Raw genomic sequence first — 24983 nt, forward strand, 5'->3', positions numbered from 1 at the left:
TTTATTGGTATTACGCTTTTTATATCACCTCCCCATTCGGCTTATTGCACCAGAAACAACATTATTGCGGACGGGACGGTTGGGCACATTGTCCGCCCCGATCCTTGACTGCTCCTTTTCTTGCTGGATTTCCGCCAGGGCCTGTTCTAAATGACGGGCTTTAATAGCGCCGTTGTTTCCTTCAATTTCTCCATTATGTTTCACAATTTCGGCGACGGCCAACAGCGCCGCCCTTTTACACACAGCCTCAATCTCCGAACCTACAAGGCCTTCGGCCGCCCGGGCCAAGTGGTCCAAATTTACGCCTCGTTCCACCGGACGTGAACGGAGATATATTGCAAAGATCTCTTTGCGCGCTTCTTGATCCGGGTAGGGAAATTCGAGAATTTGATCAAAGCGTCCCGGGCGCAAAACCGCCGGATCTAAGATATCTATTCTATTGGTTGCTCCCAGGACGATTACTTCGCGCAGATCTTCCAGCCCGTCCATTTCCATTAAAAACTGGGATACCAGGCGGCTGCCCATATTACTTCCTTCGCCGCTTCTGCGCGCAGGTAGAAGAGCATCTATTTCGTCAAAAAATAGCAGGCAGGGAGAGGCTTGTCGCGCCTTACGGAAAATTTCATGTAAGGTTTTTTCCGCCTCCCCCCACCAGTGGGAAAAGAGGAGGGAACTGTTAACAGGAATAAAGTTGATCCCGCTTTCCCGGGCCAGTGCCCTGGCGACCAGGGTTTTGCCCGTTCCCGGCGGTCCAGAAAGGAGTATACCCTTAGGGGCTGGTAGATCAAATTTGCGGAAAAGATCGGGGTACTGTAAAGGCCACTGGACCATTGCTTGCAGGCGTTCTTTAATATCTTTCAATCCGCCGACGTCGTCCCAACCGGTAGTCGGCAGTTCCATGGCAAATTCGCGGGTGGCCGACGGTTCTATTTCCGCCAGGGCATCCAGGAAGTCGCGCATCGTAACTTTTAACTGCAGATCGTCGTCAACAAAACCTTCACTTAATTGATAATTGGCCAATCCACGGCGGAGGGCATACATACCGGCTTCCCGGCAGAGAGCAGCCAGATCGGCACCTACAAAACCGTGGGTAATAGCCGCCAAACGATCAAGGGAAACATCGGGAGCAAGGGACATGCCCCGGGTGTGGATCTGCAAAATCTCCCTCCTGCCGCGCTGATCGGGGGCGTTGATAGCGATTTCGCGGTCAAAACGTCCCGGCCGCCGCAGTGCAGGATCTACTAAATCGGGAATATTGGTGGCGGCAATTACGATAACATTGCCCCGGGACTCCAGACCGTCCATTAAGGCTAACAACTGCGCAACGACACGCTTTTCGACATCGCCGTGGACGTCGGCCCGGCGGGGGGCTATGGCATCGATCTCGTCCAGGAAAATAATGCTCGGCGCCTTTTTCCTGGCCTCATCGAAAACCTGCCGCAGACGGGCTTCACTCTCACCGTAGTATTTATGCATTATTTCCGGGCCGTTGACGTGGATGAAGTGGGCGTCAGTTTCCGAAGCAACAGCGCGGGCGATAAGGGTTTTACCCGTACCAGGCGCGCCGTACATCAAGATTCCTTTAGGTGCTTCTACGCCCAACCGGTGAAACAGCTGCGGGTATTTTAAAGGCAATTCTATTATTTCACGAACACGCTGTACTTCTTTGGCCAGCCCGCCGATATCTTCATAAGTAACCCGCTGGCCCCGCCTTTCCGTGTCTTCACCGCCTTTAAAACGGACGGCGGTGTCGCGCGTAATGACTACTGCACCTTTGGGGGCCACCCCTTCTACAGTAAAAGCTTCATCACCGCCGGTAAATTGAGGAATGGTCACCTGATCGCCGGGCACTACCGGACGGCCGATTAAGTGTTTTTTCAAATAAACTATTTCGTGTTCTCCGGGCAGTGTCCAACCCGGAAGAACCGGTGCCAGAATGACCGTACGTGCGGGCTGCCATTCCTGTTTAACAACGGTAACGCCTTCGCCGATACCGACACCGGCATTTTGCCTTACTATTCCATCCATTTGGATATTCCCGGGCGGGCAGACATTTTGAAAGGCAGGCATAACCCGCGCCACCGTCGTTCTTTTACCGGTTATGGCCACTACATCGTTGGGCTGAAGTTCCAATACTTCCATTACATCAGATAACACCCTGACTATACCTTTGCGGGCGTCTTCCACCATGCCCTCTGAAACCCGGAGTTTAATACCTTCCACCGGCATATGCTTCCCTCGCCGTTCTTTTATTCTGGTATACGGTATGCCTTTTTTATGGTATACGGTATGCTTTCAGGAAGCTGAATAGAACCTCTTGCAACACCGTCATTACTAAATATATGTCGAATTTTATAGAACTTTGGGAGGTAAAGCGTTTTGATTATAAGTTCTTTTTGGTATACCTTTTGGTTTCGTTTTAAATTATTCGACGTTTCTTTGGAGACTCCTGCTGGTTGTAAAATTCTTTTACGTTAAATATTGGTATTTTTTTGATCCCTTAATGCCAGCTGCATAAAATACGCCTGGCGGGAGTTTTCTATATGCTGCCGGGCTATTTTTTCTGCCTTTTCGCCGTCGCCGTTCATGAGGGCTTCTAATAACTCCCTGTGTTCCCTGGTGGCGGCCCGTGTGCGCCCGGGAACGCTGTAGCCGATTTTTGTAAATCCAACTATATAATCTACCAGGTTGTCAATCATCTGATGCAGGCGTGGGCTTTCAGCAGCTTTGCAAATGATGCTGTTAAACTCTAGATGCAATTCCTGTAGTTTGACATAATCCTCCTCATCGCAGGCCTTTTCCATGGCGCTCACCAGCTCGTTTAACTTCTTTAATTGCATTGGATTGATTCTCTCTGCCGCCAGCCGGGCGGCCAGGCCCTCTAAAACGGCCCGAATACTGTAAACTTCCCAGGCCTCCCGCACAGACATGCGGGCAACCACCACTCCCCGCCGCGGGAGATGCTCCACCAGCCCTTCCAGCTCCAGCTTGCGAATAGCCTCCCGAACCGGTGTCCGGCTTACCCCCAGCTGTTTGGCAATTTTCCTTTCCACCAGACGGGTTCCCGGTTCAAGGCGGCCGGTGAGGATGGCTTCCCGCAGGGCGTTATAGGCTTCCTGACGCACGGGTTGGTAATTCTGCAGATCAATTGGTTCAAGGATGCTTTCCATATAAAGTGCCACCTCGCTCTTTCAATTGTTTAGTTTAATTGATGACGCTCCCTTCTTTGGTATATGGGATACCTTAACAAAAAATTAACATATATTTTAATAAAATACAAGGGGTGCAAGGGAATTTCCTTACACCCCTTTATTTTCAGGGCTTTTCTACAGGTAAGCCGGCCATTTTCATCTTATCGCGAAATTCCTCTTCGTATTCCTCGTAGGTGTGAACCTTCACCGGATAGTTCCAGGGATTGATATGTCTGCGGGCCCGACTGTCATTGGGTAGATTTCTTGTCGGGCTCAGGAAAATACCGCCCATATGGACCAGCTTGCTGAAGGGGAAATAAATCCCCAAAACGCATACTAAAAACAGGTGGACGTAAAACAACACGCCTACATTGGCCGGTATGATTGGATGGAAGGTTATAAGGCCCATGGCCAGCTCCTTCACGGCCATAACATCAATCCGGTAAAAGTAACGCATGAGTACGCCCGTCCCTGCTATTCCCATGAGCAAAAAGAGGGGGAAATAATCGGCAGGGAGGGAGATGTAACGCACCTGGGGTATAATAACCCGCCTAAGGAAGAGATAGGTAATGCCCACCAAAATCAATACATCGGTAATATAGAGACCCTGCAGACCTATGCGGAAGAAGCCGTCGACGCCCTCCAGCCATGATACAAAGGCTGGTACCGGTTCAGTAAAATAGCGTAGATGGCGCAGAAGGATCACCACAAGTGACCAGTGAAACGTGAGGCCCCCCAGCCAGAGCCATTTCTCCCAGTGATAGGCCAGCCGTGGCCCTTTGTGCATTTCCATCCGCGTGTTGCGCAGGAGAGAACGGAAGAATAGCACCTCCAGGGCCATCCTGCCGATGACGCCGGCAGTGCTTGAGGGGTTTTCCAAAGGACTGGCCTTTATCCACGGCAGGGACTTCTGCTGGCCTGCCGTCGTCGGAATTCTAAAGGGCACAGGCGCTCGTGCCCACTTCAGTATCCGATAGGCCATCCCCAGCAAAAAAATCGCGAAGGCTATATAAGGAACTATAATCCCAAAAAGGTACTGCAGGCCTGCAACTTCCACGCCTAAAACGACCAGGGCTATAAAGATGACGACCATGAAAAAGGAGAATGCCAAACCCATCCCTTTTCCCTCTTTTCCTTATGCCGCTTTTTCCTTGACGCTGACGGCAATTTTATAAAGTAGAGTAAGCACCAGAAGGCCCACCGCCCATACGCCCAAGGCTATCATAATTTCCGGTAAAGTAGGTACGTACTCCACGACCCTTTCAAAGGGGTTGGGTATGAAACCACCGATAACTAAACCTATTCCTTTTTCGATCCACATGGCGATAAAGACCGCCGCGCAGGCCAGCTGGAGCAGCCCATCCTTTCTGCGAGTAGACGAATTTAGTAAAATAACTAAAGCTGCAATGATCAGGAGAACGAAGGTCCACATGAACGGCACCAGCCTGCCGTGCCCTTCCAGCCCGACGAAGAGGTATTTTAGGGTGTATATACCATGGGCAGGTACCTGGCTGTAAAAGGCGGTAAAGAATTCTAGCCCGATGAAAAAGGCGCTTACTATGGTGGCATAGGTCACTATGGCCGCCAGCTTCTGTATGGCTTCGCGGCCGGGATCGAAGCGGCTGAAACGCCTGATGATGTAACACAAAAGAATTAGTAGGGCGGGTCCGGAAGCAAAGGCCGACGCCAGGAAACGGGCCGCCATAATGGCCGTCAGCCAGTAGTGCCTGCCCGGCAGGCCGGCGTAGAGGAAAGCCGTGACCGTATGGATGCTGACCGCCCACGGAATGGAAATGTAAACTAATATTTTCGTCCATGCTGGAGGCGGAACGTCTTTATACTCCGCTTCCAGGGCGTGCCAGCCGGCGATGATATTTAAAAGGAGGTAGCCGTTTAAAGCGATCATATCCCAGAAAAACATGGAACGGGGGGTGGGATAAAAAATCATATTAAGAATGCGCATAGGTTTACCGACGTCAACTATTACAAACAACAGGCACATAATCAGGGCGGCAACGGCCAAGAATTCTCCCAGTACGGTAATTCTGCCGAAATCTTTGACGTTGTGCAGGTAGTAGGGCAGTACTACCATAACCGCCGATGCCGCCACACCTACGAGAAATGTGAACTGGCTGATGTAAAGCCCCCAGGAAACGTCCCTGCTTAAGCCCGTAATGGTTAGGCCCTTATTTAGCTGCCAGAGGTAACAGCTAAATCCGCTTCCGATTATAAGCAATAGAAAGATGAGCCATGCCCAATATTTTTTGCTTCCAGTTATCGCCTTGACCAGCATATTCTTACTTCCTCCACCTCAGTTTTTTCACCACTTTACTTGTTTATATGAGGTAAAAGACACTGGGGTGGGTCCCAAGTTCCGGTTTGCGCCGGATGGTATAGCGTTCAGCCAGTATCCTTCTTACCTCTGAACCTGGATCATTGAGATCGCCAAAAATAAGGGCTCCGCCGGGGCACGCGGCAACGCACGCCGGCGTCTCACCCCTATCTATTCTCTCGACACAGAAATTGCATTTTTCCACCACGCCCTTTTCCCGGGTGGGGAAGTCGGCATTCGGTTCCTTTATATACGGCCGCGGATCGCAAAAATTAAAGCTCCTGGCGCCATAAGGACAGGCGGCCATGCAATATCGACAACCGATGCAGCGGTGATAATCCATCATGACAATGCCGTCCTGACGTTTAAAGGTAGCCTTTGTGGGGCAGACCCTTACGCAGGGCGGGTTTTCGCAATGGTTGCAGAGGACAATAAAGGGTTTATCTTTAATACCGGCGGTAATGTATTCATTTTCCTGTTCAGGAAAGGCGTTGACAAAGGGTTCTGTCCAAATCCATTTAATTTCTTCTTCTTTATTGGGAATGGCCGGTATGTTGTGGGCCTTCTGGCAAGCCGCGAAGCACTGCCGGCATCCTTCTTGATATCGGGGCCAGCATTTCTTCATATCGATGACTAAACCCCATTTTTTATCCGCGTCTGCCCCCGGGGCAATTTTTAAGTCATTATTGCCCCCGGCAAAGGTTTTAACTGCGGGCCAGATGGTAAGCCCCACCAGCAGGACGCCGCCTGCTTTTATGAAATTTCTCCTGCTCGTCTTCATGGCTTATATCCCCTTCGGTTCAATATGGCAGGTCCAGCAATCGGGTTGGACGTCCAGATAGTTATGACACTGATCGCAAAACTCGGCCTTGTTGGAATGGCATTGAAAACACGTTTTCTCCAGGCTCATCTCGTAAACTTTACCGTTGCTGGCAACATAGGTCCTGTTGCCGTCTCTAACCACCTGGTTGCGCCAGTCTTCCAGCAGCTTCATGTGGTTGGCCCGCATATATTCCGTATCTTCTATGCACTCTTTTTGAGGCAAAGCCTGTATTGCCGGCGTATCAAGGCTGGGGGTTGGCAGGGAAGCCGCCTTCCCCGCCCTGGCCCAAAAGGGCAGGGTCACCAGCACCACAAAGACGATTAAACCGGTGAGGATGTAACGAAAATCATTCACCGCCATTCTCCTCCTTTTCCGTTAGAGGCAAAGGTTCCCCCCGCAGACTCGTTTCCCTTGGCTTTTCTCCGGTCATTACCAGGGCGTTGCCGACCAATTCGTGGACGCCGGCCACTTCAACCCCTGGCACCCAATAGCTCATAAGGGCCGGGAAGACGGCGCGATCGACGGCGCAGATGCAAGCTAAAAGGTTTACGCCGTATTTGTCACGTACGTATTTAACCGCATTGGCCCGGGGAAACCCGCCGCGCATCCGCATCTCCATGTACTCGTCGGAATTCAGGCCGGCCCCGCTGCCGCAGCAGAAGGTTTGTTCACGGATGGTGTTTTCCGGCATCTCATAAAAGTTGCGGCAGACGTTTTTGATGATATAGCGTGGTTCCTCAAAAAGGCCCATGGCCCGGGCGGGGTTGCAAGAATCATGGAAGGTTACCTTTAAATGGTCGTTGCGGCTGGGATCCAGCTTGATTTTGTTATGCCGAATAAGGTCGGCCGTAAATTCGACTATATGCACCATTTTTGTCGATTTGGCATTCTCAAACTTGGTGCCGGTTATGGGTGACACCGGTTCTTCCAGAAAATCGGCCGGACCATTCATCGTGTCCATGTACTGGTTGATGACCCGCCACATGTGGCCACATTCACCACCCAGTATCCATTTGACCCCCAGCCTCTTCGCTTCGGCATACATTTTGGCATTAAGCCTTTTCATCATTTCATGGGAAGTGAACATGCCGAAATTGCCGCCTTCGGAGGCGTAGGTGCTGAAGGTGTAATCAAGGCCGATTTCATGGAAGAGCATGAGGTATCCCATCAAAGTGTAAGTACCAGGATCGGCGAAAACGTCGCCCGACGGCGCGATGAAAAGGATTTCGGCCCCCTTACGGTTGAAGGTCGGTTCCACCCTGATGCCGGTAATATTTTCAATTTCGTCGACACAAAACTCCACCATATCTTTAAAGGCGTGGGGTTCTATGCCGACGTGGTTTCCGGTACGGTAACAGTTGGCCACCGGTGCGGCAATCCAGTCGATGTTGCAGCCGACCAGATTTAAGAGTTCCCGGGCGATCATGGTAATTTCCGCAGTGTCGATGCCAAAGGGGCAAAAAATGGAACAACGCCGGCATTCGGTACACTGGAAGTAATAATAATACCATTCCTTGAGAACATCTATAGTCAGTTCCCTGGCGCCAAAAAGTTTGCCCAAGAGCTTTCCGGCGGTGGTAAAATCCTTACGGTAAACCGAGCGGAGGAGTTCGGCCCTTAAAACCGGCATATTTTTGGGATCGCCTGTTCCAATGAAGAAATGGCATTTGTCGGCACAGGCACCACAGCGCACGCAGGCATCCATAAAAATCTGTAAAGATCGAAAGCGTCCCAGGCGTTCCCTAAGGCCTTCCAGGATGATCTCCCGCCAGTTCTCGGGGAGCTTCCAGTCCTCGTCTTCCGGTGCCCATTCCCTGGGGTTGGGAAGGCCGACGGCTTCCAAATTTTTGGGCTTGGCGCCGTAAAGATAAGTCCCGCGCCGGAAATTCACGGGGGTGTCCATCCATCCCGTTCGCGGGGGGGTGTAATTAATTTTTAATAGCTCCTCAGGTTTTGGTAACGAGGCCATTTTCCCACCTTCTCACCTTAAGGTAAACTTATATTCAGGTTTGCCCTTTGTAGCAACCTGGCCGTCCTGTTTTTAAACTCCTCTACCCGTATTTTCCACAACTGTTCCCGACACTGCATATAAACGTCAAAGGCAAGGAGGGCTACCGTTTCCAGACGCGCCTCCAATTCCTTTAATGCATCGTTTTTACCGGAATAGGCATGCAGCTCCTCCTCCAGGATGGGTTTCAACTGGAATATAAAGGCAAGGGCCTGGGAAGGCAAAAATTCCTGGACTGCCCGGATTCTTATAATTTCATCGAGACAGGCTTTTAACCTTTCACCCTCTATTTCTCCCACAACTGCCTCGTAAAGCTCCGTCAATCCTTCATAAATCGTATTCCCCACGGGGTTGGCAAAGGGATCCTTTTCTTCCCGTAAAAAGCGCGCCGTTTCCGCCGGGTAAGAGGCTAAAACTGCTTGATACCATTTTTGCACAATTTCCCTTTTCCTGTTGCGTAAAACCGCCATGCCTTCTGGTGCCATAGCGTTTCTGCCGCCTTTCACAAAATCCTCCTGTAACCCTTCGTTAATCACAGTACTTCTTTTGATATTTATAAATTTAGTTCGCTATTTCTCTCAAAATTCCTGCCGTCGGCGTAAATATTTTTACCTCAAGTTGACCGCCTTACCGCAGGTATTGTATACTCGTTTTAACTGAGGTGATTCCATGCCTACTGAAAGCCGCAAACCCTCGTTCTTTTCAGGATTATCGTCCATGAAACTTGGCCTTTTGTTGCTGCTCATATTGGGCGGAATGGCATCCTTAGGAAGCTTGGTTCCCCAGGCTCAACCGCCGCAGTTTTACCAGGCCTACTACGGCGCACTTTCTGGAAGGATAATAACTTTTATCGGCCTCGATCATGTATACCGAAGCTGGTGGTTCATTGTCACAGGCGCCCTTTTGACCGTCAACCTTTTAACCTGCTCCATAAAGCGGATTAAAAAGGTGCCCGGCCTGCAGGGATGGGGCTCCATAATCCTGCACTTGAGCATCCTGGTAATTCTCGCCGGAGCCTTTATTTCCGGCCTGCTGGGGCGCTCCAATTATATCGAAATCGGTAACGGAGACGTCATTGATCTCGGCGCCTACGGTTTCCCGGGCTATAGTCTTCAGTTAAAGGGTTTCAGAATAGAATATTACGAAAACATGCAGCCTAAACAATATATCAGCGCCATCTCCTTCATCACGGCCAAAGGCGACGAATTTGCCCGAGAAATCATGGTGAACCGGCCCTTAAAGGTCGGTGACCTGAAAATTTATCAAACCAGCTACGGCTGGCTGGTCCGGGGACAAGTCTTAGTAAAGGACAATTGGCAGCCCTTCGATCTAAAAAGCGGCCGGGCCTTTGTCGTCGACCCCAATAAGAACGAAAGACTTGTTTTTTACTTTATTCCCGATGGGATACATCCGTCCTCGCCCCTGCCCAGCAACCCTCAATTGATCGTCACCCTTTTCCGGGAGCAACAAGTACTGGCCCGGGAAATACTGGCGGAAAAGGAGACAAAAAATGTCGGCGGATATGCAGTTACCTTTTTCGACTATCGTTATTACAGTGGTTTGACGTTAAAAAAGGATCCCGGCATTGGTGTGCTTTACGTCGGTTTTATCGTCCTTCTGGTGGGGCTGATTTTAAGATACTTAAGCCCTGAAAAAAGACAGGGAGTGGATAAATAAATGGAAGGCAGTTTACTCTTTATAACTTATATTTTCTTAATAGCGGCCGTTTTATTGGGCCTTTTTTCCCTGTGGCGGTTAAATAAACTTCTTTCTTACTCGATCCACGCCTTCCTATTCCTGGCCTTTGTTACCATGACCGCAGCTTTAATAATGCGCAGCGTCGCCGCCGGAAGGCTCCCCTTCGCCAACTTATATGAATTTTCCCTTCTGTTTACGTGGGGTATATTGCTGTCCCATTTTATTTCCTTTAGGTTTATCAAATCGGAAATGGCGATGGTTATCATAACCCTCCTGGCGACCTTCATCCTTTCCTTCAGCCGCTCCTTAATTTCCGACCCACGGCCCCTTTTACCGGCCCTGCAGAGCATTTGGCTGCAAATTCATGTTTTTACGGCCGTCATTGCCTACGGCGCCTTCGCTTTATCCTTCTGCCTGGGGCTTATCTACATCCTAAAAGAAAAGGGATTTACAGGTCTGGGAGAAACCGCCCTCCCTCAGGCTAAAATCGACAATCTCCTTTACCGCGTGGTAGCTATAGGATTTTTCTTTATGACCCTGGTGCTGATCACGGGAGCCATTTGGGCCGAGGAGGTATGGGGCCGGTGGTGGGGTTGGGACCCAAAGGAAACCTGGGCGTTGATAACCTGGTTGATTTATGCCGCCTATCTCCACGCCCGCAAAACCCACGGGTGGCGGGGTAGAAGGGCGGCTATTATGGCCGTCGTAGGCTTCCTGGCAGTTCTGTTTACCCTTTTTGGCGTTTCACTCCTCCTTCCCGGCGTACACAGCTATATTTAAACGTGCTGTTGACGTCAAGGGGCGGAGATTGTTACAATAATAACAGTTATTCCGGGGAGGAAATAGCGTGCCTATTTATGAATTTCGCTGTTTAGCCTGTGGTAAACTTTTTGAAAGGCATTTTGCCAGCTATCAAGAAAAGGTTGACCTTGAATGCCCCGCTTGCCGTTCCCAATCTCTGGAAAGGGTAATCAGCCGTGTTAATTTTATCAGCCGCTCGGGTGCAGGCGTAAAGAAACCGACCCTAACCACTAAATCTTGCAGCCCCGGCACCAGCTGCATGACCCTGGACATCCCCGGTCCGGAAGATTAATGGCAGATCGCCCACTTACCCTGACACCCACCTGCCCCTTCTGCGGCTTACCCATCGCCAGGCCTAAGGAGCAGACCGTCCACCGCCCCAACGAAATGCCCGTTGGCTCTTGTCCCTGCGGTGCCGTCTACGCATGCGACCTAACGGGCCACAACCTGGGAGCGGCCTTTATCGAAGCCCTGGTCTATAGCTGTAACATGGATTGGGATCTGGCGTGGGGGCTTTTACCGGAAGAAGATTATCAAGAAAAAGTGATTGAAAAATATGATTTTGATACCCATCTAATAGTACCCGGGGGATTCTATGAAGGAAGAAAAGTCAGCGGCGCCCTTTATTTTATTAAACTGCAGCCCGACATCCTCGAAGTAACTTTAAACGGGAAGCGACAAAAAAAGACGCAGGCCTTACCCCCAGAAGCAAGATTTGCGGGAACTATTGAGGCCACTCGGCCCGCAAGGAAATATACCAACAAAGAGATCGAAGAGCTGGTGCGGGAATTTCGTGTAGAGGCGTTGTTGGACATAGCCCGAACCGATCTGCAAATAATCAGGCGTCTGCAACGGCTGCTCTACAGCAGTGACGCTCTAATGCGCTTTCGGGCCGCCGATATACTGGGTAAAGCGGCGGCCGTAATTGCCGTCCGTGATGCCCAAATTATCACCGGTCTCTTGCAACGGCTTTTAAATGCCGTTACCGATCCCGGAGCCTGCGGATGGGGGGCAATAGATGCCGCCGGTGCTATCATCGCCCATCTCCCCCACACCTTTGCCGGTTACATTCCCTTTCTGTACCAGCTACTTCTCGATGCCGGTCTCCGCTCCCAAACATTACGCGCCCTGGGCACCATTGCGGAAGCACGGCCCGACCCCATCCGCCCGGCGGCTTTGCGTTTCCTCCCCTTTCTTGAAGATGCCGATCCGGCAACTCGGGGATACGCCGCCCGGCTCCTGGGCAACCTTGGTACGACGGCCGCCAGGGATAAACTCCTCGCTTTGCGTACTGACGCCCATCCCGTCGTTCTGTACGCAAACGGCTCCCTGCAATACACGACGGTAGGTGAGCTGGCTTCTGCAGCCCTGGCCAAACTGCAGGTTTTTAATCCCTGCGGTGGGGCGCCAGTTTTTCAAGAAAATCCGGATGCACCTCAAAACCAAGGGCCAGGGCGCGATCGACATGGGCAATAGCCCTGGCAAAGTCCCCCTTTAAATAATAGGCATAGGCCAGGTTGTTGTGGCCCAGGCCAAAGTCGGGCGCTATTTCCAGCATTTTCTGGCCGGTGGCGATGGCCCTGTCGACGTCCCCCTGCTGCAGATAACAATTGGCCAGGTTGTTCCATGCCTGTACCATTCTGGGGTTAAGTTCAATGGCCTTTTCCAAGTTGGCAATGGCCTCCTCTGTCCGCCCCATTTGGGAATAGGCAAAACCCAGGTTGGCGTAACCGCGGGCATAGCGCGGTTCAATGGCGATGGCCTTTTTATTGGCGGCTATTACCTTTTCCATCTCACCCCGCTGCCAGTAAATATAGCCTAAATTTACATAAGCTTCAAACATGCGGCCGCTGTTGGCAATGGCTTCTTCAAAGGCGGCTATGGCCTCATCCCATTTGCCCTGCTGCATATAGGAAACCCCCAGGTTGTAGAGGGCCGTGGCGCATTCGGGATTTTCCGCCAGCATTCGTTTTTGCTCGGCAATAAAGGCTTCAAAATCGCGAGGTTCCGCCATAATCTCATCTCCCCACATACGGCAATTAAGACAAGGAGGGACTGCTGTTTGCTACCGGCAGCCCCTCCTTTAACCTTTCTACTGGTCTTCTGTTATGCCCCTTCCTTTTAAGCCGTACATAGTTGTGCTTCCAGTCGAGAAATAAATCAATTTCTCTTCGTTCACCAGTTCCGTGGCAGCCTTTTTAATGTCCCTCATTTTAGCCTCGGGTATTTTGGCCTGCACAGCCTTTTCCAAATCCTTGAAATAAAACTTGCTCTTTTTACTGGTTTCGGCAAATTCAAGGATGGCCTTTTTTATTTCCTCCATCATCAATAACCTACCCCCTTCCCTCGTACGGTTTTTACTACAGGTCGTTTTTACTCGTCGATACCCCCGGCAGCTTTAGATACCTCCCAGGCCGCCCTGGTGTATTTGAATTGGGTGCTGGTGCGGTAGGTATCGTAAGCCAGGCGATAATCGTCAATCAGGTGCTCGGTAAATGGCAGATCGCATTTCTCAAAGAATTTTTCCCAGCCTATTCTCTCCGCCCAGTCGCCGATACGTTCATATTTCCTGGCCTCACTGGCGTATACTTCAATGATCTTTTTCACCGTAGCCACTACTTCCGGGAAGCGGGGGAAATTGTTGGGCAGCCACGGTACTATGACCTTGGAAAATTTGGGTTCGCTGATGCGGTTGGAAATTTTTCCTCCCGCCAGAACGGCAACGCCGTCACCGAGCTTGTCGGCAATGGGCAGAGCGGGACACATGGTATAGCAGTTGCCGCAGAACATACAGCGTTCTTCTTTAACTTTTATGGTCTTCCTGCCGTCTTCCGTTTTACCCGGTGACAAGGCCCCCACCGGACAGGCGGCTATGGCCAGGGGAATTTCACAGACGGAATCGATATTGTCGTCGACAATGGGCGGTTTGCGGTGAATTCCAAGCAGGGCGATGTCTGAGCAATGGACGGCCCCGCACATGTTCAAACAGCAGGCTACCGAAATTCTAACGTGGGCCGGCAGGGTCATACCCGTAAAATAATCCATAAGCTCGTCCATGAGGGCTTTCACCATAGAGGAAGCGTCGGTAGCCGGGGTATGACAGTGAATATAGCCCTGGGTGTGGACGATATTGGTTACGCCGGCGCCCGTACCACCGATGGGGTACTTATAACTTCCCGTAATATATTTCCGGCTTAAAAGGTCCTGTTTTAATGCCTGCAGTTTCTCGTAGCTGGTCACCATAAATTCGATGTTATTACGGGTGGTAAAGCGGACGTAGCCGTCGCAGTACTTGTCGGCGATATCGCAGATCTCCCGAATGTTTTCGGCCGTCATGAACCGGGCACCGCCGCATCTAACGGTAAAAACCTTGTCTCCCGTTTCAGAGACGTGGACCATGATCCCCGGTTCCAGGATGTCGTGGTACAGCCATTTCCCATAGTTCTTTTGAATAACAGGGGGGAAGAAATCCCAGAAATGCCGGGGTCCGATGTCGGTTATGCGGTTTTCCGTCGGTTTCTCCGGATTATACTTGCCAAGGCGTTCTTGTGATAAAGCCATGTCAACATCCTCCTTTTAGCGTTTATGCCGCTGCCGGTATTCTTTGATATCCCGTTTCCAGCCGCCGGGGACGTCTTCTTCCTTCCAGAATATATAAGGGTTGGTACGCGGCATTTTAACCATCTGCGGCGCGGCCGGTACGCCGAGGACTTCGAGGAATTTAGGTAGTCCCTTCCGCTGGATTAGCTCACCCAAGCGTTCACGGTTTTTACCTTCCTCAATCCACCAATCCCAGACCTTTTCGAGGAGCTCTTTAATGTTGTCGTAAGGGGGTTCGGCCTTCATGAAGGGGATGGTCAATACAGATAGCTGGGCGCCTTCTAAAATAGGCGCTTTGGCACCGAAAAGCACGCTAACGCCCGTATCGACGCCGGGCCTTAAAGCCCTGGGCATGACGTTAATACAGTGCATGCAGCGGTTGCATTCTTCATTGTTGATTACTAGTTTGCCGTCCTCCATAGCCATACAGCCAGTGGGGCAAAGATCTATAACTTCCTTCTGGATGTCAAACGGGCCCCAATCGCGGCCGCTGTGGGCACCGCCGTTGGGCTGGATTTCCCCTCTGATATAGGCCTGAACCGCTTCCTGGTCGATACGAATTTCGTCCCGCCAGGTGCCGATCAAAGACATATCCGAACGAGCGATGGAAGCCACACAACCGTTGGGACAGCCGTCAATCTTAATTTTAAATTTATACGGGAAGGCCGGGCGGTGCAACTCGTCCTGGTAATGGGTGGTCAGCTCGTAGCACAAATTCTGGGTGTCAATGCAGGCAAACTCGCAGCGAGCCTTGCCGATGCAACAAGAAGGCGTGCGCAGGTTGGAGCCCGAGCCACCCAGGTCCTGATCGAGCTCATGGGTCAAATCATAAAAGATGGGTTCCAGCTGTTCGGTGGTGGTACCTAAAAGAATAATGTCGCCCGTAGACCCATGCATATTAAAGAGACCGCTGCCCCGGAACTCCCAGAGATCGCATAGGGCCCTGAGAAAATCAGTTTTATAGAATTTGCTGGCCGGTTGATTTACCCGTATGGTATGGAAATGGGCCACCGAAGGATATTTTTCCGGCACGTCGGAATAACGCCCGATTACACCACCGCCGTATCCGAATACGCCGACGATACCTCCATGTTTCCAATGGGTTTCCCCGTCTTCAAAAGACAATTCCAGTTGCCCCAGGAGGTCGTCCACTACATCCTGGTCAAGCATGAGGCGGTCCTTGGGGAGCTTTTTGCGCCGCAGCGCCTCGCGTTTGGCATCGGTGACAAAGCTCGGCCAAGGCCCCTTCTCTAATTCTTCCAACATAGGTATACTGTGTTTGATCTTAAAATCCTTTAACTCTTCTTCGCTATAATTATGCAATTCTTCGTCGGTGTAAATACGCAGTTCTTCATACTTTATTTCCTTTTGCGGTCGCTTGGGTTTAAATTCCATGGCAATACCCCCTTTTATTTTTTAATTATCCACCCGCTCCCGTAACGAGGAAGTAAAGGAATTTTGCGTTTGGCAGCTCTCTAACCTCGCCCCCTTTCTGAAAGGCAACAAATTAAACAAGGAATAGTTAACACAATCCCAAAGCGATTTTTTAATTCCCTCTCCCTTCTTCACAATAGGCCGACTTTTATCTTGTCGAAGGGAACACTTTTGCTATTTATAAATTTAGTTCGCTATTTCTCTTAAAATTCCTGCCAGCCCTCAAATTTTTTTCTATAAACCTTTATGATAAAGGCTAAAGACGGCAGCCGTAAAGCTGCCGCCTCAAGTCTATTTATGGTAGGACAACTATCTCACCCGAACCGTGGTCTACTTCACCGATAACCGCGGCCGCCGTAACTCCCCTTTCTTTTAAAGCCGCCAGTAAGGCTTTCGTTTTTTCTTCCGCCACGGCGATTAATAAGCCCCCGGATGTCTGGGGATCGCAGAGGATGTCAAAAAGGTCCTCGGGGACGCCGGCCCCCACCTTTACATCCTTTTCAATGTGACGGCGGTTGTTATAAGCCCCACCTGGTATCAGGCCCATGGCGGCAAACTCCCGGGCTTGGGGAAAGACGGGAATGGCTCCTGCATGGAACACCAGGTTCACGCCGCTTCCTTTGGCCATTTCCAGTCCATGACCCAAAAGCCCGAAGCCGGTAATGTCCGTGCAGGCATGGACGCCGACGGCCACCATGGCCGCAGACGCATCACGGTTTAAGGTGGCCATCCATCGACTGACTTCCTGTTCCAGTTCGGGCGTTGCCATTTCGGCTTTGATGGCCGTAGTTATAATACCCGTACCCAGCGGTTTAGTAAGAATCAGCCGGTCGCCCGGCCGGGCTCCGCAGTTCGTTACTATTTTCTCAGGATGAACGATGCCGGTTACGGCCAGTCCATATTTCGGTTCTTCATCTTCGATGCTGTGACCGCCGACTAAAACGGCGCCGGCTTCTAGGACCTTTTCAGCCCCGCCCTTAAGGATCTCCCCCAGCACATTTATATCAACCTTCTTGGTGGGAAAGGCTACGATATTCATGGCCGTCAGGGGCGTACCGCCCATGGCGTAGACATCGCTTAATGAGTTGGCCGCTGCTATCTGGCCGTAAAGGTAGGGATCGTCGACAATGGGCGTAAAAAAATCCACCGTTTGAATAATGGCCAGGTCGTCCGTGAGGCGGTACACGCCGGCATCGTCAACGCTGTTCATGCCTACCAGGAGATCGGGATGCTCCATTGCCGGAAGGTACTGGAGTATCTGATTCAGGGTCCCCGGACCCACCTTGGCCGCTCACCCGGAGCTGCATGAAAGCTGGGTTAGTTTAGGTTTATCGGCTTGTCCCATTTTTGCCACCTCCTTTTTCATTTATTTTACCAGTCCCTATCTATCCCATGTATAACAATTAATCATAATAAAAAAGCCCCGTATGGGACCGATATATTAAGAAGGCGCTTTCTTGCGAATTAAGTAGGAATAATAGTCTTCGCGTATTTCTTTTTTGATAATAGTATGACCTGCCTGCTGACACCATGCAGGCAAATCGAACTCTGCCGCCAGATCGTCCACCCATACCTCCAGCAGTTCGCCCGGTTTTAGCTTCTGCATCTGCTTGGCCGTCTTCATAAGCGGTGCGGTACAGTTCATGCCCCGGCAGTCCAGTATTTTCCGGGTCACTAAGGTTCTTCCTCCCTCAAATTGCCCTGTAAGAGTTTGATTAAATTAATTACAAGATTTCGTTCCTCTTCCCCGCTGCGGCTCAAAAAGCGGCGTATTTCCTGATACTGTTCTTCCGCAGCTCCCTGCAAAGGACGGCGGTTTTCGTTCAACGCATGGATAAAATCCAGTAATCCCCGTATTTCCCCTTCTTCCCAGCCGGCCAGGGCACGGACCACTTCCTGGAGAATCTGGCGCCGCAGGGCTTCCCTAACGTCGGCCGACAGACGGTAATCCAGGTAGAGATCTTCCTCCTCTTCTTCCATAAGGAAATAGCAGGTCGACACCCCTAAGGCCTCTGCCAGGCTGCTCAGGGTGGCCAAAGAAGGTTGTATGCGGTCGGTCTCGATCTGCCCGATGAGGCTGTGGGAAATACCTACCTGTTGCGCCAATTCTTTCTGGGTGAGGCCCATTTTTTCACGCAGGCGTTTTAGTTTATTCCCCAGGGTATCTTCCTGCCCGGAGCGCAATAGTGAACTGGGAGATACCTCCAAAACGGCCGCTAGTTTCTCTAAGGTTTTTAATGAGGCCGTCGAGCGGGAGCGTTCGATCTCGCTGATATGGGCCAGGGATACGCCGGAGCGCCGACTTAACTCGCTTAAGGTTATTCCCTTTTGCTCACGCAGGCGCCGCAGCCGGGCACCAATGGTATTTTTGTCACTGTTCCCATTTTCCCCTGTAAAGTAATTAATATCAACGTTGAAAATTCCGGCTATCTCTGTAAGGGTGGCCATGGAGAGACGCCTGATCCCTTTTTCTACCTCAACCATACAATCCGGGGCAATATCCAGGCGGTCTGCCAGTTCTTCCAGGGACATACCCCGTTCTTCCCTCAACTTTTTTAGTTTTTCCCCTATCGTCATTTTGAAAAAAGCCCCTCCTTGTTTCCCCCACATCCGGTCCTAGACAAATCTATCTCTTTCCCGCCGCAAGCATTACCAGGTTGGCAGCCCACTCGGGATGGGTGGGCGCGTAAATATGATTGTAGCCGGCCAGAACGTGCTTGTATAGGATACCGTCCACCCGGCCGTCGATACCAAAGCCGCGCTGGACGCTGTAAAGAAATTTAACGTTTGTGCGTTCTAAATTAATCACTCTGGAATTATGGAACTCGTGGCCTTTGATGATGCTTCCCTGGCTGAAGAAGGGATTTTCTCCTTCCACTAATAGGCGCGTATAGCCGTGACCCTGGGGCCGAGAGGACATGGTGACATCAAAGGGCAAGGCTCCGCTCATTTCATACCAGCGTCCCTTGTAATTTAGGCGCCTGGCGAGATACATTAATCCCCCGCATTCGGCATATACGGGCATTCCTTCGGCTACGGCTTTTTTAACCTCACGGCGCAAAGTTACATTGGCCTCCAGCCGGGCGGCAAATACTTCTGGAAACCCGCCCCCTATATACAGCCCATCGACTATCGGTAGACCGGCATCTTCCAGGCTATTTATGGGTACAAGGGTGGCCCCCGCCTGGGCCAGAGCTTCTAGATTTTCCGGATAGTAAAAGGTAAAGGCACGGTCCTGAAAGACACCCAGGTGTACCCGCGGCGGAGGGAGCTGCGGCGTCTCCGCCGATGATGTAAGTTCCGGTACCTGGCTGGCAATGGCCAGTAGGGCGTCCAAATCTATATTGGCGCCAACGGCCGTGCCGGTTGCTGCCAGGGCGGTATGGAGGCTTTCGTTTTCAGCCGCCGGTATTAACCCCAGGTGGCGGTCCGGAATGAGAAAATCCCTCTTTTTTGGTAGTGCTCCTAGAACAGGTAATCCCGTATAATGTTCAATGGAGCGACGCAGCATGTCTTCATGGCGGGGACGGGCAACCTGGTTTAAAATAACGCCGGCTATCTTTACCCGGGGGTCAAAATTCTGAAAGCCTTGCACCAGAGCCGCCGCGCTCCTGGTCATACGGACGGCGTCGATGACCAGGACCACGGGACATCCCAGGGTGCCGGCGACGGCCGCCGTACTGTTGCTTCCTTCCAAATCCAGGCCGTCGAAGAGGCCCATGGCGCCTTCGATGAGGGCCATATCGGCACCACGACAGCAGGCGGAGAAATGTGACCTTAGCTGTTCAGGTGACAGAAAATATAAATCAAGGTTACGGCAGGGACGGCCTGCGGCCAGAGTCAGCCAGCTGGGGTCGATGAAATCAGGCCCCTTTTTAAAGGGCTGGATCACCAATCCCCTTTGTCTTAAGGCAGAAATCAGGCCCAGGGTAACGGTTGTTTTCCCCGACCGGCCGTGGGGCGCGGCGATGACCAGGCGCACCTTTTTTCCTCCCCTAAATTAATAACGAAAATGCAGGTCACGGCGAAAATTATTATAAGGAGGGCGTTTTTCGCCCAAATCTTCTACGGTGTCGGCACCGATTTTTTGTAAAAAACGGCCCCAGCCAATACGTTCTATAAAAGCCGCCAGCCTTTCTCCGGGTAATCCTTCGCGGTGCCAGCAGTCGATAATCCCAGCCACGCGCTTAAGTATAGCCCCATACTCCACGGGCCGGGCCGGAACCCGCGGAAAAACGACGGCTGCCATTTCAGGCCCCCTTGCCCCATTTCCCCCATGACCTCCCACAGCTATGGCCACATAACTTTTTTTCTGCAGGCGGATGCCTTCCGGTGCCACCTGTACGCAAGAAGTGCAGCGCACACAGCGCTCCCTGTCGATGAGCGCCAACGTCCCTTTAGGCGTCGTCTTGGTACGAATGGCGCCTGTGGGGCACCAGGAAACCAAAAGGCCTATGTCGATATTGGCGGCCAGAAATTTCTCGATATCGACTTCGGGTACGGACTCATACAAACCCATAATGCCAATGTCGGCTTCTATACCGCCACCGCATTGATTGGGACATCCTCCCACAGATATCTTTAAAGGGGCAGGTAGATCGTTTTGAAAAAATTCCCCATAAAAATGGTCGGCTATGGCCTTGGCTATACTCGGCGCATCGACGGCAGCGTTCTGGCAGTGGATAAAGGAGGTACAGCATTTTACCTGGTGCAAGGAGCGGCCCGTTCCTCCAGGCGGAAAGCCGGCGTCCCGTAGCTTTCCCAGAAACTCGGTAAGTTTCTCGGGGCGTACCCCGACAAATTCAAACCCCTGGCGACTTGTCCGCCGCCCGGTTAAGGCATAGACGCGGATCCAGCTGGCAAAGAGCCTTAAGGTGGATGCGCTCAAGAGGCCGTTGGGCGGCAATAGAACGCGAACGGTCAGTATGGCACTGCCGTCTACCGCCACATGTCGGATAACGCCGGGCTGTAAAATCTCATGCCATACCCAACTTCCCCGTCGAGCGAGCAAATCCTCCGGTATTTGCCGGCGATAATCAGGCATTATACCCGCCGGCAGGTCAGGCTGGTTCAACTGCCGTGCCTCCTTCAGTTTTACCTTTGAAACCCGTTTCTTTTGGGGCTTATGAGAATCTGTGGCTCTGTTTTCAGCCCCAGTTCCTTCAGTACCCATAAAGGCCCAACCCGGGCGATAAAATCGCCAATGCGTTCCTTTTTGCGGGCATTATCGGCCCAAAGTTCTAGAAAGGCACCGAACAAATCACCCACCGGCGCATAATCTTCATCTTTAATGGGGATAAAGGGCACAAGTACATACCCGACCATGGGTCCCTGGGGACCACGGTGACCGTACTTTCCCCCCACCACCCAGGCCACTCCGCGTTCCCGGCCGGGACGCAAGGCGGGACAGAGATTGATGCAAACCATACAGTGCCAGCATTTCTCAGGGTCGATAATTAAAGTCGAACCCGTCCATGCCAACGCGCCGGTCGGACAGGATGAGACGAGAACGGAGATGTCGCCACCGTCGGCCAGCCAGGAGGCTAAGATTTCGTCGTCTATTTGCGGCAAATCACGGTAGACGCCGATAAAGGAATGGTCTTTCTGCATCATGGCCCGGATGCAGTCATTGGGACACCCGGCAATGCCGCTTTTAACCTTCTGGGGATAACCGGGATACTGCTGTTCGTCAATAAAACGCTGCCCCAAATAAGTTGCCAGGGCCGGAGCGTCGATGAGGGCCGCGTCGCACCTCAACGGCCCGCAGCAGGCCGTAAGACACCGCAAATCATTGCCCGTCGATCCGACATCTAATCCGGCGGCATTCAGTTCCCTGACCATGGGTACCATTTGCTCTCTTGTGGTATATATTTCAATGGTGCCGCCGCTGGTAAAGTGAACAAGGCCTTTACCATAAGTTTCGGCACAAAAGGCCAACGCTTCCAAGGTATCCGCCGCTAACCAACCCCCCGCCGGTTGGAGAATGCGCAGATAAGCCGATTCTTCAATTATATCAGGACGGCCACTCCTGCGCACCCCTACTCCCGAGGGTAGTTCCGGGATGTTGATGTAACCGCCGTGTTCATAAGCGCTCTCCCCGGCGGTAAGACCGTGCTCATACATGGCCAGGGGATAGCGGCTCTTCTCCAGTTCCCGGACATGGCTGGGCGAAGGTCCTTTTAAAAGCTTACGACAGTAAGAAAACCCCTGATCTTCCTCCGGCATTATCTAACACTCCTTCGGCATGGGGAGGCCGGTTATCTGGCTGATTTCGCCGATAGGATTGCCCGGAAAAAGTTTATAAATATACTTTTTTTCCAAGCCGCTCAACTTAATTAGGTTGCGCAGGGTACAGATGGTGCGGTGCCCTTCATAATACTCAAAGCTAATATTTATCAATTTCCAGTGGTCGTCGCCCAAGTCAATGCCCCGCGCCCTGGCCCGCTCGGCTATTTCCTTTTTTCGGGCTTCCGTCAACAGCACCTTCTACCATCCCCCTTGAATTGACATAAAGGCCAGCACTGGTGCGCTGGCCCCTCGACTTTTTTTACACGCAACCGGTAGGCTTGGGTAACCCGGCAATCTTACAGGCCCCTTTAGCCGGTCCGCTGGGGAACAGATCATAGATTTCCTTTAAGCTGAATCCTGTCTCTTTACAAAGTTTCCGGATCATGGGAGCAATACCGAACTGTTGATAATACTGGCGCAGGTAGTTAACCACTTTCCAATGGTCCTCAGTAAGTTCGGTAACTCCTTCCGTCTCGGCCAGGGCCTTGGCTACGGCTTCATTCCACTTGCTGGGATCGGCAATGAAACCGTCTTCATCGACTTCAATTTCAAGGCCGCCAACATTAATTACTGGCATGACCAGCACCTCCTGCTAGATTTTATTATACCTGTGCCTTTAGGTTTAGGCTACAGGCTAATAACAATTTTATCGAACGAGGGCGTTGGCGATTAATTCGCTAATACCGGCAAAGCGTACCGGTAGCTTATAATAATTGATGATTTCACGAAATTGGCCCTTGCAGTTGGAACACGCCAGGGCAACTATACTGGCCCCTGACGCCTTTATCTGCTCGGCCTTAAGCTTGCCGTAGGTTTCCATGCGGAATTTAAGAAAATCTCCCTTTTCCATAATAGCAAAACCACTGCCGCCGCCGCAACAGATGCTCATTTCCCGGTTGGGTTCCAGTTCGCGAAAATCCTTGCAACAGGCTTTAAGAATCCGGCGCGGCTCTTCATAAAGCCCTCCCAGACGCCCCAGCTTGCAGGAATCATGGTAGGTAACCGGCTCCGGATTTTTTTCAGGATCAACCTTGATGCGGCCTTCGCGGATCCATTCGTCTTCCAGTTCTAAAATGCTCTTGACCTCGAAGGGTCTTTCCTCCGGCGGTATAAGCCTCTGCATCAAATACTTTAACGCTTCAAAGGCATGGCCGCATTCGCCCACAACCAGGGTCTTGACGCCGAGTTTTTTAGCCGTCTCCACGTGGGCCTTAACGACTGCCGTAAATTCTACGTCGCTGAAAAATACTCCATAGTTAACGGCATCGTTAACCCCTGTGGCCGGCGAGTTCAGGGTCCAGTCCACCCCGGCGGCATCCATCACCTCGGCCGCACCCATGACCGTTTCGGCAAAGGCCAGGTAATCGCCGGCGTTATGCATCAGCAGGTATTCGGCACCGACCTTATCAACGGGTATTTTAACCTTATAGCCCTTTGTATCCTCAATTTCTTCCTCGAGAAATTCGATCATATCCAAAAAGGCGTTGGCCGGAGTGCCGGTGGCGTTGCCTAATTTTAACTGCTTCTGGGTACCGTTTTTCTTCAGCTCGTCGGGCGCGATATCGATGGCATCAAAAATTTTCCTGGCTTCCCTGGCGATAACGCCGTTATCGATGGCCACCGGGCAGACGTAGGCGCATCTACGGCAAATGGTGCAGCGGTAAATGTTTTCTGCCATGGCATCGAGTTTTTCTTCCGTCAGGTCTTCTGCCCCAACTAATTTGGGGAAGAGCCTGCCGGGAAGGGTAAAATAGCGTTTATAGATTTTACGCAACATATCAGCACGATAAACAGGGTGATAAATTTCCTTGCGCCCGCTTGCCAGGTATACGGGGCAAACCTCGGCGCAGGTGCCGCACTTCATACAAGTATCCAGGGACAATGTATAGGGTAGCCAAAAGGTCCAGTTATCCCTTTGCTGGAGAGATTTCTTCATGGCCTGCAGAAATTTTTCCACCCGCGGTTCCTCGGGCCTAAGGGTCTCATCGGATAGCACCCGGTAATCGTCAAAGACCTTGCGCATTATTCCATTTCACCCCACTTGACCTTGTGGTAGGTAAAATACTTGACGGCGAAGTGCGCCATACGGGTAAAGGGAATGTAGATCATAAAAAGCCACAACAACAGCAAAAAGACTAAATAGTTTTCCGGTAGAGGCAAGTGGGGCTTAAAGGTCAATAAACCGATGAAATAGCTCCTAAAGGTAAAATCACTGAGGGCCCCGCTCATCAAGGCGGTAAACGCTAAGAAGAAAATGAATAGAAGATTCAAGTATTCTACAGGTGTGGATATCTGGCGCAATTCAGGTACAATGGCGCGCAGGAGAAACAAGAGACAGGAACCGGAAACCGCAAGTATTCCCCCTACAACGCCTAAATAGACGGCAAACGGCAGCCCTACTACAAGGCAAAACAGCCAAAAAACGACGGTATAAATGCCCCAGTGCATAACCAGGGAAGGAAACCATAATTTGCGGTTGTGATGAAAGAGGCTGCGAAGGGTAAATACCTCCATCAAAAGCTCACTTATCTGTCCCCCCAGGGTGCGCGGATACGGAAAAAGCTCCCAGTGCAGGTTAACCGGGGCTTTTAACCAGTAAACCACCTTGTAACCCAGCCCCAGGATCAGGGCGGCAATCGCTATATACGGCAGTACGCCTCCGATGAATGATTGCCAGAAAGTCATAATCTGCCCTCCTTATAGTTCCCTTCAAGAATGTCTACGTTCACGCAAGAACGACTATGATATTTATAAAATATCATTAGTTATTATGGTATTTATTTCGCTATAAAGGGCGGTTTTCCTCCT

The 24983-nt window shown here is 51.4% G+C and carries 26 protein-coding genes; 4 read left to right on the forward strand and 22 right to left on the reverse strand.

The window, feature by feature from the left end:
* Positions 1-24: 24 nt before the first annotated feature.
* From MHFGQ_RS08845 to MHFGQ_RS08880, 8 genes are all read right to left on the reverse strand, one after another.
* Complete coding sequence (locus MHFGQ_RS08845; protein WP_106005144.1) at positions 25-2229, reverse strand: CDC48 family AAA ATPase; 2205 nt, start codon at positions 2227-2229, stop codon at positions 25-27.
* A gap of 245 nt (positions 2230-2474) precedes the next feature.
* Positions 2475-3170, reverse strand: coding sequence for a GntR family transcriptional regulator (locus MHFGQ_RS08850; RefSeq protein ID WP_106005145.1), 696 nt, complete (start codon positions 3168-3170; stop codon positions 2475-2477).
* A gap of 145 nt (positions 3171-3315) precedes the next feature.
* Positions 3316-4308, reverse strand: coding sequence for a sulfate reduction electron transfer complex DsrMKJOP subunit DsrM (gene dsrM / locus MHFGQ_RS08855; RefSeq protein ID WP_106005146.1), 993 nt, complete (start codon positions 4306-4308; stop codon positions 3316-3318).
* Positions 4309-4326: 18 nt separating this feature from the next.
* Positions 4327-5484 carry a sulfate reduction electron transfer complex DsrMKJOP subunit DsrP gene (gene dsrP, locus MHFGQ_RS08860; RefSeq protein WP_106005147.1) on the reverse strand — a complete coding sequence of 386 codons (1158 nt, stop codon included), beginning with the start codon at positions 5482-5484 and terminating at the stop codon, positions 4327-4329.
* A gap of 43 nt (positions 5485-5527) precedes the next feature.
* Complete coding sequence (gene dsrO, locus MHFGQ_RS08865; RefSeq protein ID WP_106005148.1) at positions 5528-6304, reverse strand: sulfate reduction electron transfer complex DsrMKJOP subunit DsrO; 777 nt, start codon at positions 6302-6304, stop codon at positions 5528-5530.
* A 3-nt stretch (positions 6305-6307) separates the two neighbouring features.
* A complete protein-coding gene (gene dsrJ / locus MHFGQ_RS08870) occupies positions 6308-6706 on the reverse strand; it encodes a sulfate reduction electron transfer complex DsrMKJOP subunit DsrJ (protein ID WP_211292876.1) in 399 nt (132 codons plus the stop codon).
* Positions 6693-8315, reverse strand: a complete 1623-nt coding sequence (dsrK, locus tag MHFGQ_RS08875; RefSeq protein ID WP_106005150.1) for a sulfate reduction electron transfer complex DsrMKJOP subunit DsrK — start codon at positions 8313-8315, stop codon at positions 6693-6695. The genes dsrJ and dsrK overlap by 14 nt, the downstream gene beginning before the upstream one ends.
* A 17-nt stretch (positions 8316-8332) precedes the next feature.
* Positions 8333-8860 carry an RsbRD N-terminal domain-containing protein gene (locus tag MHFGQ_RS08880; RefSeq protein WP_106005151.1) on the reverse strand — a complete coding sequence of 176 codons (528 nt, stop codon included), beginning with the start codon at positions 8858-8860 and terminating at the stop codon, positions 8333-8335.
* Positions 8861-9071: 211 nt separating this feature from the next.
* Between MHFGQ_RS08880 and MHFGQ_RS08885 the strand changes: the two genes are divergently transcribed.
* The 4 genes from MHFGQ_RS08885 (at position 9072) to MHFGQ_RS08900 (ending at position 12329) form a co-directional block, all read left to right on the forward strand.
* A complete protein-coding gene (locus tag MHFGQ_RS08885; protein WP_170066230.1) occupies positions 9072-10031 on the forward strand; it encodes a cytochrome c biogenesis protein ResB in 960 nt (319 codons plus the stop codon).
* A complete protein-coding gene (gene ccsB / locus MHFGQ_RS08890; protein WP_106005153.1) occupies positions 10032-10832 on the forward strand; it encodes a c-type cytochrome biogenesis protein CcsB in 801 nt (266 codons plus the stop codon).
* A gap of 67 nt (positions 10833-10899) precedes the next feature.
* Complete coding sequence (locus MHFGQ_RS08895) at positions 10900-11145, forward strand: FmdB family zinc ribbon protein (RefSeq protein ID WP_106005154.1); 246 nt, start codon at positions 10900-10902, stop codon at positions 11143-11145.
* Positions 11145-12329, forward strand: coding sequence for a DVU0298 family protein (locus tag MHFGQ_RS08900; RefSeq protein WP_106005155.1), 1185 nt, complete (start codon positions 11145-11147; stop codon positions 12327-12329). Before MHFGQ_RS08895 ends, MHFGQ_RS08900 begins: the two co-directional genes overlap by 1 nt.
* Here the strand turns inward: MHFGQ_RS08900 and MHFGQ_RS08905 are convergent.
* The 14 genes from MHFGQ_RS08905 to MHFGQ_RS08970 form a co-directional block, all read right to left on the reverse strand.
* Positions 12241-12867: a tetratricopeptide repeat protein gene (locus MHFGQ_RS08905; protein WP_106005156.1), complete on the reverse strand. Its 627-nt coding sequence runs from the start codon at positions 12865-12867 to the stop codon at positions 12241-12243. The genes MHFGQ_RS08900 and MHFGQ_RS08905 overlap by 89 nt on opposite strands.
* A gap of 78 nt (positions 12868-12945) precedes the next feature.
* Positions 12946-13176 (reverse strand): dissimilatory sulfite reductase D family protein, encoded by a 231-nt coding sequence (locus MHFGQ_RS08910; RefSeq protein ID WP_062283833.1) that lies wholly within the window; start codon positions 13174-13176, stop codon positions 12946-12948.
* Between the two features lie 50 nt (positions 13177-13226).
* Positions 13227-14414 (reverse strand): dissimilatory-type sulfite reductase subunit beta, encoded by a 1188-nt coding sequence (gene dsrB, locus MHFGQ_RS08915; protein WP_106005158.1) that lies wholly within the window; start codon positions 14412-14414, stop codon positions 13227-13229.
* Between the two features lie 15 nt (positions 14415-14429).
* Positions 14430-15848 carry a dissimilatory-type sulfite reductase subunit alpha gene (gene dsrA, locus MHFGQ_RS08920; RefSeq protein WP_106005159.1) on the reverse strand — a complete coding sequence of 473 codons (1419 nt, stop codon included), beginning with the start codon at positions 15846-15848 and terminating at the stop codon, positions 14430-14432.
* 334 nt (positions 15849-16182) lie between these two features.
* The gene (gene selD / locus MHFGQ_RS08925) at positions 16183-17232 is read right to left on the reverse strand and encodes a selenide, water dikinase SelD (protein ID WP_106005160.1); all 1050 of its coding nucleotides are present in this window, start codon (positions 17230-17232) and stop codon (positions 16183-16185) included.
* Positions 17233-17328: 96 nt separating this feature from the next.
* Positions 17329-17562, reverse strand: coding sequence for a sulfurtransferase TusA family protein (locus tag MHFGQ_RS08930; protein ID WP_106005161.1), 234 nt, complete (start codon positions 17560-17562; stop codon positions 17329-17331).
* Positions 17562-18464 carry a helix-turn-helix domain-containing protein gene (locus MHFGQ_RS08935; protein ID WP_106005162.1) on the reverse strand — a complete coding sequence of 301 codons (903 nt, stop codon included), beginning with the start codon at positions 18462-18464 and terminating at the stop codon, positions 17562-17564. Before MHFGQ_RS08935 ends, MHFGQ_RS08930 begins: the two co-directional genes overlap by 1 nt.
* Before the next feature lie 49 nt (positions 18465-18513).
* Positions 18514-19869, reverse strand: coding sequence for a cobyrinate a,c-diamide synthase (locus MHFGQ_RS08940; protein WP_106005163.1), 1356 nt, complete (start codon positions 19867-19869; stop codon positions 18514-18516).
* A gap of 18 nt (positions 19870-19887) precedes the next feature.
* The gene (locus tag MHFGQ_RS08945; RefSeq protein ID WP_170066231.1) at positions 19888-20961 is read right to left on the reverse strand and encodes a hypothetical protein; all 1074 of its coding nucleotides are present in this window, start codon (positions 20959-20961) and stop codon (positions 19888-19890) included.
* A 20-nt stretch (positions 20962-20981) separates the two neighbouring features.
* Positions 20982-22112 (reverse strand): 4Fe-4S binding protein, encoded by a 1131-nt coding sequence (locus tag MHFGQ_RS08950; protein WP_170066232.1) that lies wholly within the window; start codon positions 22110-22112, stop codon positions 20982-20984.
* A 3-nt stretch (positions 22113-22115) separates the two neighbouring features.
* Positions 22116-22370 (reverse strand): TusE/DsrC/DsvC family sulfur relay protein, encoded by a 255-nt coding sequence (locus MHFGQ_RS08955; RefSeq protein ID WP_106005165.1) that lies wholly within the window; start codon positions 22368-22370, stop codon positions 22116-22118.
* A 64-nt stretch (positions 22371-22434) separates the two neighbouring features.
* Positions 22435-22752 carry a TusE/DsrC/DsvC family sulfur relay protein gene (locus tag MHFGQ_RS08960; RefSeq protein WP_106005166.1) on the reverse strand — a complete coding sequence of 106 codons (318 nt, stop codon included), beginning with the start codon at positions 22750-22752 and terminating at the stop codon, positions 22435-22437.
* 69 nt (positions 22753-22821) lie between these two features.
* Complete coding sequence (locus MHFGQ_RS08965) at positions 22822-24198, reverse strand: (Fe-S)-binding protein (RefSeq protein WP_106005167.1); 1377 nt, start codon at positions 24196-24198, stop codon at positions 22822-22824.
* Positions 24198-24860: a respiratory nitrate reductase subunit gamma gene (locus tag MHFGQ_RS08970; RefSeq protein ID WP_106005168.1), complete on the reverse strand. Its 663-nt coding sequence runs from the start codon at positions 24858-24860 to the stop codon at positions 24198-24200. Before MHFGQ_RS08970 ends, MHFGQ_RS08965 begins: the two co-directional genes overlap by 1 nt.
* Positions 24861-24983: the final 123 nt, after the last annotated feature.

This window comes from Moorella humiferrea (assembly GCF_039233145.1).
GTDB lineage: Bacteria > Bacillota > DSM-521 > Neomoorellales > Neomoorellaceae > Neomoorella > Neomoorella humiferrea.